The 13,608-nt window shown below is 58.9% G+C and carries 12 protein-coding genes; 1 reads left to right on the plus strand and 11 read right to left on the minus strand.

The window, feature by feature from the left end; genetic code table 11:
- Positions 1–17: 17 nt before the first annotated feature.
- The 4 genes from BM222_RS09130 to BM222_RS09145 form a co-directional block, all read right to left on the minus strand.
- Positions 18–1,868 carry a TRAP transporter large permease gene (locus BM222_RS09130; protein ID WP_244547069.1) on the minus strand — a complete coding sequence of 617 codons (1,851 nt, stop codon included), beginning with the start codon at positions 1,866–1,868 and terminating at the stop codon, positions 18–20.
- A gap of 111 nt (positions 1,869–1,979) precedes the next feature.
- Entirely contained in the window at positions 1,980–3,368 is a 1,389-nt protein-coding gene (locus tag BM222_RS09135) for a four-carbon acid sugar kinase family protein (RefSeq protein WP_092227927.1), read from the minus strand.
- Entirely contained in the window at positions 3,365–4,642 is a 1,278-nt protein-coding gene (locus BM222_RS09140) for a ribulose-bisphosphate carboxylase large subunit family protein (RefSeq protein WP_092227928.1), read from the minus strand. The genes BM222_RS09135 and BM222_RS09140 overlap by 4 nt, the downstream gene beginning before the upstream one ends.
- A 205-nt stretch (positions 4,643–4,847) precedes the next feature.
- Entirely contained in the window at positions 4,848–5,756 is a 909-nt protein-coding gene (locus tag BM222_RS09145) for a LysR substrate-binding domain-containing protein (RefSeq protein WP_092227929.1), read from the minus strand.
- Positions 5,757–5,933: 177 nt separating this feature from the next.
- On the opposite strand from BM222_RS09145, the gene BM222_RS09150 reads away from it, so the two are divergent.
- Positions 5,934–6,818, plus strand: coding sequence for a beta-keto acid cleavage family enzyme (locus tag BM222_RS09150; protein ID WP_092227930.1), 885 nt, complete (start codon positions 5,934–5,936; stop codon positions 6,816–6,818).
- A 178-nt stretch (positions 6,819–6,996) separates the two neighbouring features.
- On the opposite strand, the gene BM222_RS09155 is transcribed toward BM222_RS09150, so the two are convergent.
- From BM222_RS09155 to BM222_RS09185, 7 genes are all read right to left on the minus strand, one after another.
- Entirely contained in the window at positions 6,997–7,977 is a 981-nt protein-coding gene (locus BM222_RS09155) for an aldo/keto reductase (protein ID WP_092227931.1), read from the minus strand.
- Between the two features lie 39 nt (positions 7,978–8,016).
- Positions 8,017–8,772, minus strand: coding sequence for an N-acyl homoserine lactonase family protein (locus BM222_RS09160; RefSeq protein WP_244547060.1), 756 nt, complete (start codon positions 8,770–8,772; stop codon positions 8,017–8,019).
- A gap of 89 nt (positions 8,773–8,861) precedes the next feature.
- Positions 8,862–9,341, minus strand: a complete 480-nt coding sequence (locus BM222_RS09165; RefSeq protein ID WP_092227933.1) for a hypothetical protein — start codon at positions 9,339–9,341, stop codon at positions 8,862–8,864.
- Entirely contained in the window at positions 9,338–10,387 is a 1,050-nt protein-coding gene (locus BM222_RS09170) for an aldo/keto reductase (protein ID WP_092227934.1), read from the minus strand. Before BM222_RS09170 ends, BM222_RS09165 begins: the two co-directional genes overlap by 4 nt.
- Before the next feature lie 27 nt (positions 10,388–10,414).
- Positions 10,415–11,479: an aldo/keto reductase gene (locus BM222_RS09175; protein WP_092227935.1), complete on the minus strand. Its 1,065-nt coding sequence runs from the start codon at positions 11,477–11,479 to the stop codon at positions 10,415–10,417.
- 62 nt (positions 11,480–11,541) lie between these two features.
- Positions 11,542–12,528, minus strand: a complete 987-nt coding sequence (locus BM222_RS09180; protein WP_092227936.1) for a substrate-binding domain-containing protein — start codon at positions 12,526–12,528, stop codon at positions 11,542–11,544.
- 91 nt (positions 12,529–12,619) lie between these two features.
- On the minus strand, positions 12,620–13,603 hold the full coding sequence (locus BM222_RS09185; protein ID WP_092227937.1) for an ABC transporter permease: 984 nt from the start codon (positions 13,601–13,603) through the stop codon (positions 12,620–12,622).
- Between the last annotated feature and the right edge of the window lie 5 nt (positions 13,604–13,608).

Genomic DNA, 13,608 nt, shown 5'->3' on the forward strand with positions numbered 1-13,608 from the left:
CGTCTGGGCATCAGCCCTTACAGGAATCCCGTCGATATCCAGGGGACCAGCGCCACGATCGCGAGCCCGATCAACAGGGCCGCCATGTAACCCACGATGGGTCTCATTCCAGCGTCCGGGCTTACCCTGCTGATCGCGCAAGCTGCGTAGTAGCCAACGCCGAATGGCGGTGCGAACAACCCGACGCCCATCGCCAATATGACGACCATCGAATAGTGCACGAGATCGATTCCGAGCGCTTGAGCGATCGGGAAAAGCAGCGGCCCGAAGAGAACGATGGCGGGAATGCCCTCGAGCACACTGCCCAGTACGACGAAGGCCACGATGGACACCGCCATGAAACTCATTGACCCGCCCGGCAGCTGCTTCATCGCCACGGCGAGCGAGCGCGAGAATCCCGATTGCGTCAAACTCCATGCCATCGACGTCGCGGTGCCGATGATGAACAGAATTGCGCCGGACAAGCTGGCGGTCTCGACCAGCATAGGCTTGATACGCCGCCAGTCGAATTGCCTGTAGAACAGAGCTCCGACGACGATCGCATAGAATATGCCGATCGTGGACACCTCGGTCGCGGTCGCCACGCCTTCGATGACGGCAGAGCGAATGACGAATGGCAATGCGATTGCCGGCACGGCGACCAAAAATGTCTTGCCGATCTCCTTGGCGGAGGCACGACGGGCGAGGCTGCGGTCCTCGTTGCGGTACCTCCACGCGATGACGCAACAGAGCGTGATCGCCAGGATGACGCCAGGTAGCAGGCCTCCGGTGAACAAGGCCGCGATCGAGACACCCGTAACCGACCCGATCGTGATGAGGACGATGCTGGGGGGAATTGTCTCGGTCTGGGCGCCTGTTGCCGCGAGCAACGCGACGAGGTCTCCCTCCTTGGCGCCGCGGCGCTTCATCTCGGGGAAAAGAACAGGCGCAACTGCCGCCATGTCCGCGGCTTTCGATCCCGAGATGCCGGATACGAGGTACATCGCTCCGACGAGGACGTACAATAGTCCACCACGCACATGACCCAACAGGCTGGCAAGGAAAGAAACCATGGCCCGCGCCATGCCTGTCATTTCGATGAGCTGGCCGAGGAATACAAACAGAGGAACCGAAAGCAGGATCAGGTGGCTGACGCCCTCATCAATGCGGCCCACGATGATGAGCGGCGGCGTCCTCGTAGTGAGCATGAGATAGCCGAACGTCGCCAGACCGAATGAAAAGGCGATCGGCACGCCAGTGAATACAGCGCACGCCACCACCACGACGAAGAAGATGAAAAGATTGATGTTGCCAAGCGGCCCAAATAGCGGCTGGAGCAACCAAAACAGGCCCACAATGAACGCGACGGTGCCGAGCGAAGAAAAGATCAATTTCGTATCAGCGAGGCGAACGAGCCGAAGCAGCGCAAATATGACCATCAACCCGAAGCCAACGGGTGCAGCGGTGGCGCGCCAAGCATTGGAGAGGTCCATCGCCGGCGTCCTGACGATCGCTTCCTCGATGGCGTACTCGAGCGTGGCTGGGAATAGCAGGACGACCACTCCGAGCGATGCCGCCAATGCGATTGCGTCTAGTTGCGCTCGCATCCGCGGCGATACGAAAGCGAACAGGGCCGTCATCCGCATGTGCTCGCCCCGTCGCAACGCGATGGCAGAGCCCAGCATCACGAGCCAGAGAAACAGCATGGACGCGAGTTCGTCCGACCAAATGATCGGCTTGAGGAAGACGTAGCGCGCCAGAACTCCGGCAAACAGCAGCAGGATCTCCGCGGCGAGCAGTATGGAGACGCACACCTCGAGCAGTCGACCGATCACTCGGTCGACGCCGTCCGCAGCAGCAAGCGCGACGTTCTTGCTTGAGTTCTCCATGACTTTCGGCAGAGCCGCGCACGACATGGCGTCGCTCGCACCATCGTGCGTAACCACGCCGCCCGAGGGCATCGATGGGACACTCATGGCGTCCTCCCTGTTTCGCTTTTGTTAGACTTTGCCTAGCCACCCGTGTTCGAAGAACTTTTCTTCGCCGAGTTGACCGCCTTTGAACGCTATCTGAAGTCCGTCCAACCGGCCGCGTGTCGCCCTGGCTCTGCAGAGCGGAACGCCTGGACTTATGCGGGCCGCAATTTCGAGGGCGTCAATGTCCAGCAACTGCGCGACTTGGCTCGACGTGTCGCCGCCCGACAGCAGCAATCTCTTCAAAGGTACCACATCGACGATGTCACTGACGAGCTGTCCGAGCTTGCGGCCGAGATCACGGCCGCCTTCATGCTTGGCGAGCTCGCGAGACATTCCGCCGCCGACGAGCTTCTCGATCATCTTTCCGATCCGCGGATCATCCGGACCGCGGGCCGTATGCAATATGACGCTACGCCCTTCCTTCAGAAGAGAAGTGGCGCTTTGGACGACTTGGGTCGCGATGGCGCCATGCTTGTCGGGATCAAGCAAGCCGGCTGCATCAAGAGGAACTTCGGCAAAACCGGCCCGTACGGCTGCGTCGATCTGCAAGGCCGTCAGCGAGGAAGCACTGCCGGACACGGCAAGCACTTGGTCAACCGGGGACGGGTTACCATAGTTTTCAGACGGCGGAGGAATTATCCCGGCCTCACGCCACCATTGCATCAAAGCATATTCCACACCCGACGGGCCGACTACAAATGCGCTTCGATTCCCGGCCGCGCGATCGGCGAGCAGTCGGCCGACCTGCGTAAGTTGCGACGCATTCGCGGAATCCAGCAATATCGCATCGGGCGCAGATTTCGACAGTTCTGCGAACCGGTCGGCGGTCCGCGCGTAATCCTGATCAAGGAAGGGCAACGTGAGTTTTTCGATCTTGAGTGCTGCCTGCCGCCCGATATGGACGGCCAGATCGCTTTCCTTCATCGGCGTCACGGGATGAACGCTCATGATCGGGTGACGGTCGATCCTGTAGATGTTCCCATCCGTCCCGGATCGGGCAAATAGATTGCCGAAGAGGCAGTATCGTTGCAGCGAAGGCGTTCCGCCGACGATCGGGATCGGATCGTTACCGAACACGGACTTCGCGATCTCGATCACCCGGCCGATGCTGCCGATCCCGGGCGAGCTGTCGAAAGTTGAGCACACCTTGTAGTGCACAATTGGTGCTCCAAGCGATGCGAGGTATCGGAAATCTCCCGGCAGGCGCTCAGTCATCTCCGCGGACGACATGCCGCGGCTTACTCCCGCGAGGCCGACAACCTCTAGGTCGCCGAAATGCTGCAAGACGTCCGGCGTCGGGGGACGTAGAAACAGTGCCGCACGTAGCCCGGCGAAGGCCACGGCCTCAAGGGCGTCAGTCGATCCTGTGAAATCGTCGCCGTAGAAAGCAAGCCGATATCGACCTTGCGTCACGACGCGCCTCCGAACTTGGAAATAGCGAGCTGCAATGGTCGATGGGATTTGGCGTATTCTGTTACTGGCACGCCTTGAACTGCGGCTTCCCAGGCCTCGCGCAGGCTCATGACACCGTCAGCAATGCCACCTGGATGGCCCATGATGCCACCTCCTGCCAAATGCATTAGATCGATGGCTCCAAGCCGCGCAAACGTGTCACCGGCTTGTCCTGCCCATTGTCCCGACGAGAAGACCGGCATCATCGGCTTGACGCCTGAAAAGGCCGCCAGACAAGACCTGGCCGAAGCAATGACCGAATCATCCGGCTCCCAGAATTTGCTCCTCAGGCCGTTGACATGCAGATGATCGATACCGGTCAGGCGCCATAGCTTTTGAAACGCGGCAAAGTCGAAGCCGAGCCATGGGTGGCGTGTAAACAGGCCCCAGCCGTTGCGGTGACCGTGGATCGGTAGATTAGTGTATGTTCGCAGATGTTCAATTGCCGAAAAACCGCACCAGTTCACACTCACCATCACGCACGTGCCGCCGGCTTCCAGAACCAGGTCGTGGCGACGTCGCATGTCGTCGATCGAGCCACTGATGTTGATTGCGTACATCGGCTTTCGACCCAAGCGATCGGCATGCTTTTCGATGACTGGGAACACAGCCTTCAGGCGCTCCTCAAAGGGCGCATACGGCGGATCCGCGATCAGCTCGTCATCTTTGAGAAAGTCTATGCCCGCTTCGCAAATCTTGTCGACGAGCGCGGCGGTCTCGGACGGAGACATGCCAATGCTGGGTTTCAGGATCGTGCCAATCATTGGCCGATCAAACACTCCGGCCAAACGTCGGGTGCCTTCGACACCGAACTTCGGACCCGGAAAGCCCGCGGCGTAGCTGACGGGCATCTTGATGTCGAGGAGCCGGAGGCCCGTCGTCTCGCCCAGCTCAAACAGATTGCCAGCAATGGTCGCCAAGAGCGTCGGGATATTGCAGCCTACATTGTCAACCGGAAATGCGATTTCGATCTCGCCGCGATGAAATGCTTTTGGACGATCGTTTTTCTCGAAGAAGGAACTGCTCAGAGTCGGGCTATCGACAGGCGGAAGCTCGGTTACGCTAATCACCCGGGCTCGCGATCGCTTCTTGAGCTCATCGGTTTCCCCGGGTAACGCAAGAAACGTCCCGCTCGATTGCTCCCCGGCAATGACTTCCGCTGCCCTCGCCACGCTATCGCCGGTCTCGACGAGATATCGGGCGGTAAACTCGGATCGCGGACTATCGCTGCGCATGGTACGCCCTGTCGAGGTTTGCTGCGTTTCTTCCGAAAGTTCGTCTCTTTCATCCGGACGGCCTACAGAACCCGTTCGTATGATGGACGGGCACATCTGACCTTGAGTACACCGCGGCAGCAAACGATATTGACTACGCAAGCTGTGAGAAAAACTCACATCACGCGATCCACGGATCCAACACGGCTCGGGCTTCGAAGGTGAACTAGGCGTCCACCCTGCCCAAGGCTGCACACATCTTCGCGGTGGTGGACATCTCGTGCGTGAGCCAGTGGGAAACCGCCCTACTTTCTGGACGGGTCGCCACGTGAGGAGCGGTCCAAAGCATCAACCTTCGCTTGCCGGGAATGCTGCCGAATGGCGCGACCAGCCGTCCGGCGTTGATTTCCTCGAGGACAAACATCGTGGGGACTAGCGCCAAGCCAAGGCCGCACAGCGCGGCCTGGATTAGCAAATAGAAGTGTTCGTAGGATTCTTGAATGTGGACATCTTGCCGCAGCCCCAACTCGTCGAACCAATCCGACCAGGCCTCCGGACGGGTCCGCGTACCCAACAGACGGCAGTTCGCGATGTCGCCCGGCTTTTGGAGCCTGTTCGCCTTCGCATAGGAAGTCGCACAAACGGGGGAAATCCACTCCCGAGCAAGCTCTTTTATGACAACATCCTTGGGTGGCGCGATGGTGCTGGAACGTATCGCAATACTCACCTTATCGCGGATGAAGTCCACCTGATCGTAGTTCATATTGAACTGGAGATCGATGTTCTTATGCGCTTCGTGAAACGCCGCGAGGCGGGGAATTAGCCAATACATCATGATGGTCGCCGAACACGAAACTGTCAGCGGTCCAGGCAACATCTGCTCGACACTCCCGTCTATAAGATTGAATGCAGCGGTGAGGCCTTCAGCCAGGCGACTCCCCTCAGGGGTCGGGTCTGTCGAGGAGGACGTTCGCACCAAGAGCGGAACGCCAAGCAATTCTTCGAGCGATCGAATATGGCGGCTGATCGCCCCATGAGTCACCGATAACTCGAGCGAAGCCGCAGTCATGCTGCGCAACCGCGCCGTTGCTTCGAAAGCACGTAATGCATTGAGCGAAGGCTTTGGACGCGCCATTCGTCCCCTCAAAATGACATTCTAGCGGCTGTGAGCTTTTATCACAAGGTCGGCGTTAAAAGTCGTTTGGGGGTTCTGCGCCCGAGTCTTAAGCTCGGGCACCGCTCGATCGTGGATAGCCCAACCCACTACGGACGGCCTTGAAGTCCGCCTGGTCGTTGGCATGAGGCATCAAAAATGACGCACAAGAAGATGATCGTCGAAGCTCGCGTGAACGAATACGCGATGCGGGATGGAAACCCGAATGTGCCATGGACGGCGGATGAAATAGCCGAAACCGCGGCCCGCTGTCGCGAGGCCGGCGCGTCGATCCTGCATTTTCACGCCAGAGCTGATGATGGCGCGCCCCTCCACACGGCTGAGAAGAACGCCGAGATCATTCGCAAGGTCAGGCAGAAATGCGATATACTGATCCTGCCGACGCTTGGCTTCTTTGCCAACGACACTGACCCGAACGCGCGCATCAACTGCATTCTTGAGCTTGCCAAAAACCCGGAGACCAAACCCGATATTGTGCCAATCGATACCGGAAGCAGCAATCTCGACCTGTTCGATCGCGACAAGCTCGTGTTCCAGCATTCCGACCGCATCTATGAAAACCGAACGTCCGCCGTGGAGCACTATTTTCGCTCCCTCAAATCCGCCGGCATAAAGCCGAAGATGACTTGCTGGTCGATCGGATTCGTCCGACGCGCGATAGCGTTCATGGAAATGGGACTTGTAGCAGCGCCGGGCTACTTCTTGCTCAACATGACCGACGGTCCCTATCTCACCGGTCATCCCGGCACGCTCGAAGGGCTGGACGCATTCTTGCCGTTCTTACCAAAGCACGTTCGCCACAGTTGGACGGCCAACATCGTTGGCGGCAACTTGTTGGCTATGTGCGAAGGCGTAGCCAGACGCGGCGGCAACATCGCCCCGGGGATCGGAGACTATCCCTACATCGAATACGGCCGTCCGACTAACGAGGAGCTCGTCCGTCGGACATGCGTCATCGCAAGGGGGTGCGGCCGCGAAATTGCGTGTCCTGACGATGTCCGGCAGATGCTTGAGATTTCTTGAAGCCGTCCTGCTGCTCGGCTTCAGCCGCCGACCACTAACCCAAAGCGAACGGCCAGCCTCGCTCCACTCTTTCCGAGGGCTCTCCCTGACTGTGCCGGGATCTCGTAGATCCCGGCACTTTTTTTCGTGTTTGTTTCTGATCTGCCGGGCGCTTCCCTCGACCGGACTCGGGCTTATTTTACTTCAAGCCGACAACTCTGTGAGGCACATAGCGGTCTTCTAGACGCGCAATTTCCTCAGACGTCAGCTTCAGGCCTAAGGCCGCGATTGCATCGTCCAAGTGCTGAGGCTTCGTTGCGCCGATGATCGGCGCCGTTACGCCGTCTTTTCCGGCCACCCAGGCGAGAGCTATATGCGCTGGTGCTACCCGACGCTCCGTTGCGATGTCAGACAGCACGTCCACAATACTCCGGTCGGCCGCTTCGGCGTGTCCATAGAACTGCGACGTTACGTTGTCCGTCTCGGAACGGGCACTTTTCTCAGTCCAGGGGCGGGTAAGGCGCCCGCGAGCCAGCGGACTAAAGGCGATTACACCAACGCCCTCGTCGCGACAGAGCGGCAGCATCTCTCGTTCCTCCTCCCGATAGAGGAGATTTAGGTGACATTGCATCGACACGAAGCGTGCCCAAGAGTTGGCGTCGGCCCGATAGAGAGCTTGGGCAAACTGCCAAGCATAAGTGTTGCTGGCGCCGATGTAACGGACCTTACCGCTGCGCACGAGATCGTTCAATGCTTCGAGCGTTTCATCGATCGGCGTGTCGTTGTCCCAAAAATGGATCTGGTACAGATCGATATAGTCTGTGCCGAGCCTCCGGAGACTGGCCTCCGCTTCGGCAAGAATCGCCTTTCGCGAAAGACCTGCCCCGTTTGGCCCCGGCCGCATACGGCCGTAGACCTTCGTAGCGATCACGATCTCGTCTCGCGGCACAATTTCCTTTAGAACTTTGCCGACGATCTCCTCGCTCGTACCGTCCGAGTACACATTGGCCGTATCGAAGCAATTGATGCCGCAGTCGAGGGCCTTCTGTATGAACGGCCGGCTCTCGCTTTCACCGAGCGTCCAAGGATGATTCCCTCGCTCTCCCACTCCGTAGCTCATACAACCCAGTACGATCCGCGAGATCTTGAGGCCCGAGCGGCCCAAACGCATGTAATCCATGAGCGATACCCTCGCTGGCTTGCTAGCCCCTGAACCGTTTCAAAGTGTCGCGATGTCGGTGATTCGAAGTCCCCGATCACTCACCCTAGACGGGAAGTGGTCCTTGAGCTTTTCCTCGTGGACGGGTACGAGCCTCAGCATGTCGCCGCCGACGCTGGCGAGCATCTCTTCCGCCGTGAGAATTAGATTGGTCTGGCTTCCCGTCGCAAGTCCTGGCGGCACGAAGCATGGATCATTCCGATCGCCTCCGTGCAGGTTTTCGTATGTGTAGACGACGTCTCCGGTAAGGACCCATCGGTCCTCGATGCTTCCGCCGTTGCGGACCACCACGTACTGCGAACCTGCCGTGTGCGTGTCGAAGGCTGGAAGAAGATCGATATTCGGCAGGACGTCGTGCGACGCACCGTCCAGCACGAGCAGCCGATTCTTCAGTCCGAGATCCACGAGCTTCAAGATATCGGCAGGATTGATGCCGCCGAGGAGGGAACGAAAACGGCGCCCCTTTGTCATGGCCCAGACCCAGCTTTCGATCTCGCGCTTCTGGATGTAGAACTTAGCGTTCGGGAAGTAGTCCAGCCCGCCCATGTGGTCGAAATGAGCGTGTGTGAGGAACACGTGCTGCACATCTTCGGGACGAATGCCGACGGCCCCCAGGACCTGAGAAGGTGGGGTCCAGCCTGTGACGCCGATCGAATTGGCGATCTCGCCTCCGAAATCCGACTGATCATAACCAGTGTCAACCAACGCAACCGTCTCGCTGCTGCGCAGGAGCACATAGGCAAACGGCAGGTTCATGCTTCCACTGTTGTGCCGCCCGTATAATACCCCACTTATCGGATGCTGGGGGCTCGCTGCGTATTCGAGCACAGTGATGGCATATCTCGTCATTCGGAGGCTCCAATCAGAGGATCAGCGCCAAGCTTAAGGTGGCCACAACACTGCCGCAGATCGATCAAGCCGCCGCTGGCGATCGGGCTCGCCCGCCGCAGATGGCCCCAGGCCTTTGACAGCAAGCTCGTCTCGCTCGTACGCCGATGCAGTGCCAGGGCCGCTCGCGGCGGCAGCAGCAGATGTGCCGCCTGCTTCACGTGGTAATGCTCATGCCGCCGCTGCAGCGGGACCCGAACCGCTGCAAGAACATCGTACACATGATCCGGATCGCCGGCGTCAGGCTTGCTTTCGTCCTCCAGATGTGACGTCCCGATGAAGTTCGCGAGAAGACGAACAGAGCGGTCCGTTACGACATCGCGCAGATAGCGGACGACCGGCCCGATGACAATGTCGTATTCGGCGACCGCTGAACCCGTTGCAATCCTCTCGAAGGGATCGCCGGCACGGAACTGTGCGCCCAGAAATCCGCTCACGAGGATCGCCCGTCTTCAGGAACCGGAGCATTCGATGGGATCAGGTTGAAGTTCCTCAAGTCCTGCCAGAGAGCAGCGGGTATCCGCGCCGAGACGGCGTGGACGTTCTGGGTAACCTCGCTTGTCGACTTCGCACCCTGAACCACGGTGGCGACGGCGGGATGCGCTTGCACGAACTGGGTCGCGACGGTCGGTAGATCAACACCGTGTCGTTCGCAAACTTTCTCGACTGAACGGACGCGCTCCAGGATAGCGCTGGGGACCTGCTGGTAGTCATAGGTCGAGGCCACCGCCTTCGATCCAGCGGCTAAGATGCCCGAATTGTAGATGCCGCCCGCAATTACAGAGACATTTCGGGACTGAAGCTCATCAAAATGCCCATCGAGCGGTGCATGGTTGAGAAGCGTATATCGACCCGCGATCAAAGCGCAGTCAATCGGGAATTCGCGCGCGACTCCAACGACGGATTCGGTCTCATTTACCCCCAACCCTACCGCACCGATAGCACCCGAACTCTTCAGCGCATCGAGGGCCCGGTATCCGCTCTCACGGAGTTGGTTCCAGTAATATTCTGCTTGATCGCCATGCCATGCGCGCCCGACGTCATGGACCAGAAGCACATCGACATAATCCAGGCCCAAACGCTGCTGACTATCCTCGAACGAGCGCATCACACCGTCGTACGTGTAGTCATAGGTGTCTCTAAACGGGTAAGGATCAACCCATTCGATGCCGTACACCGTGTCGAGCTTCGGTGTTCGGCTCGCGGGCTTGAGCACGCGGCCGCACTTCGTACTCACGACGACCTGATCGCGAATGCGCAGGTCCCGGAGAGCACGGCCCAGGAAATGCTCTGCCTTTCCGAGACCATACATCGGCGCGCAATCGAAATAGCGGACGCCGAGATCGAAGGCTGCCTTGACGACAGCTTCGAATTCGGAATAGGGCACTCCGACATTGAACCCGGAAAGAGGCACGGTCCCGAGCCCGGCGGATGTGACGGACACTTTAGTGTGGCCGAGAGTTCGCTTTTCGAGCGGCATCATCGCTCTTCTCCTTGCTTGTCTTGAAATCTAGCCGGACAGGACCAGAGAGCCCTGATCCGGCAGCGGGGCTTCTTTCGGGATCAGAGCTTCGCTCTTGAGGTCCATCCAGAAGGCCTGAGGAATTGGCGCCGATATCGAGGCGACGTTCTGCTCCACATGCGCCGTCGTGAGCGCGCCCTGAACCACCGATGTCACGGCCGGATGCGCATAGACGAACTGGGAAGCCGCATTGGCGAGCGCGACGTTGTGACGCTCACAAACAGCTTCCAGCGCCTCCACGCGCTGTACGATGGATTCGGGGGCCGTCTGATAGTCATAGGTCCGCGTTAACGCATTACCCCGACTGCCCTCCGCAAGAATCCCCGAATTGTAGACACCGCCGGCGATAATGCCGATGCCAAGACGTTGGGCCTCAGGGAAGAAGTCAGTCAGTGGTGCATGATTGAGGAGCGTGTACCGCCCTGCCACGAGCGAGCAGTCGAGATCGAATTCGCCGGCCACTTCAAGTACCGAAGCGGTCTCGTTTACACCAAGACCAATCGCCTTAACCGCTCCCGAGCGACGGAGTTCGTCGCATGCCCGATATCCGCTCTGACGGAGTTGCCGCTGATAGACAGGGTACTTCTCCTGGTGCCAGACACCGCTGACGTCGTGCAGGAAAAGAATGTCGATATGGTCGAGCCCCATGCGCTGCTGACTATCCTCGAAGGACCGCATGATGCCATCGTAGCTGTAATCGTATTCGTCGACGAAGGGCAGCGGATCGACCCAGTTGATCCCATAAAGACTTTCCGCGCGCTTTGAACGGCTTGCCGGCTTCAATAGCCGGCCTGCCTTGGTGCTCACGACGACCTCCGGACGAAGACCGTGAACACGAAGGACATGACCGAGGAAATGCTCCGACTTCCCGAGACCATAGAGCGGAGCAACATCGAAATAACGTACGCCCTGCTCGTATGCCTTAAGGATGACAGCCTCAAAGATCTCGAAGCTCACCGGAACACCACACCCGCCCAATGGCGACGTGCCGAGCCCGAGCGAAGTCAAATTCACGCGCCCGTTCGGAAGCGCCCGCTTTTGCAGAGTCGTCATGTTCAGCTATCCCATCTAAGGTGAGTGCGCACGCGATGCTCACCGCGTGCGCACGATTTACATCACATGTATTTTGCGACGTTCGAGGCATCCAAGATAAGCCAGGGAACGACGTAGTCCTTCTGGCTTCCGCCTTTCCACTCCATCAAAGACTCCCAGACTTCGGATCGCGGCTTGTAGCTATCCCCCTTGACGGCATGCAGGGCGAGGTCGACGGCGCCCTGCCCCTCGGCACGGGCGTACTTGTAGAGCGTGACGGTCATCTCGCCTTTCTGAACCGCGCGCTTTCCGTCCGGGATGCCATCGATTGCGAGCACCGGAACGGACTTGAAGTCCACCTTGGCGCTCTTCATGGCCTCGATCGCGCCCAGCGCCATCTCGTCATTTTCGGCGAGTACGGCATTGATCTGCCCTGGATGCGCGAGCAACCAATTCTCCATGAGCGACTGCCCCTCGGCGCGACTCCAGTTGCCCGACTTGCTTGCGATCAACTTGAGCTTCGGGAACTTGGCTAATCCGGCATCGATGCCAGCCTTGCGCTCGATCTGCGCCGATTGACCAATCGGCCCTTCCATCAGCACCACGTTGCCACCATTCGGAAGCAGCTTACCTAATTGGTCCCCGATAATACGCCCTCCTTCCGTGTCGTTGACGATGATCGACGCGGTGTAGTTCTTCGATGCGGTTTTCAGGGCCGACACGATCACCGGAATGCCCGCAGCAACGGCTTTGTCGATCGCGGGCGCCGACGCCTGGAGATCGAACGGCGACATAATGATGGCATCGAACTTTTGGGTAATGGCCGTATCGATCTGATTCGCTTGGACGAGCGGATCGTACTTACCGTCAAAGATCGTGACTGCGACAGAACCGTCCTTGACTGCCGGGTGGTTCTGAATCTCGCTGGACCAGGCCTTCATGTACTCGCCGGACTCCCCGAACGATAAAGCGGCGATCCGTGTCTTGCTTTGAGCAAAGGCCGTACCGGTCGATAGAATGATTGCAGCAGCGGCGAAACTCGCTATCGTCGATCTACGCGTAACCTTCATCGTCTCCTCCGATTGATGTGCTCAGTCACCTAGTCCGCCCATGCTGGGCGTTACAGCCGTTTGTCATCGTCTGTAATGGTCTTCGCAGGTGTCACTTGCGAAATTGGTCAAGCATCACGGCGACGACAATGATCGCGCCCTTGAGAAGCTGCTGGTAATAAGAAGACACGCCCATCAGATCCATGCCGTTGTTGATCGTTCCGATGATGAGTGCGCCGAACAGCGTCCCGACTAGCGAGCCGCGCCCTCCTGCGAGGCTGGTCCCGCCGATCACCACGGCCGCAATCGCATCGAGTTCGTAGCCGATGCCCGCCTGTGGAAGTGCGGCGGTCGTGCGGGAGGTAAGCACCAGGCCAGCGAGTCCGGCGAGAAGTCCCGAGATAACGTAGGTGGATGCAATGACGGTCCGCGTGGAGATGCCGCTTGTCTTAGCGGCCTTATCGTTTCCTCCCACGGCGTACACGTAGCGCCCGAAGGTCGTGTAAGAAAGCACGACCCATCCGATCGCAAAAACAAGAAACAGGATCAAGACCGGTACAGGGACGCCCGCCACGCTGCCACCGCCGATCCAACGAAACGACTCGGAGAGGTTGGGAACAGGGCGCCCGTCGGAAAAGATCAGCGTCAAGCCGCGAGCCATGCTCAGCATGCCGAGCGTAGCGACGAAGGGCGGGACATTGAAGGCCGTCACGATGACGCCGTTCAGCAAGCCCAGTGCGGCTCCCGTCCCCAATCCTGCAACAATTGCCCACAGCACGAAGTGCTGGTTGGTCGAGGTCACGAGGCTGGCCGCGATCATACCGGCGAGGGCCATAACGGAGCCAACGGAAAGGTCGATGCCTTTTGTCAAGATCACGAAGGTCACCCCGATCGCCAAAACGCCGTTAATCGAGGATTGTCGCAGCAGGTTCACCCAGTTGAGCCACGTCATGAAGTACTCGTTGGCTACGGCGAAGAACGCCGAAATCACCACGAACACGATGACGATGCTGAACGACTTCAGGTATGGTCCTACAGCAGCGATACTTTTGGATCTGGCACCCGTCGCGACGTTGCTTATTGCGTTAGCCACCATTCCAC

The sequence above is a fragment of the Bradyrhizobium sp. Gha genome, assembly GCF_900113735.1.
Classification (GTDB): Bacteria; Pseudomonadota; Alphaproteobacteria; order Rhizobiales; family Xanthobacteraceae; genus Bradyrhizobium.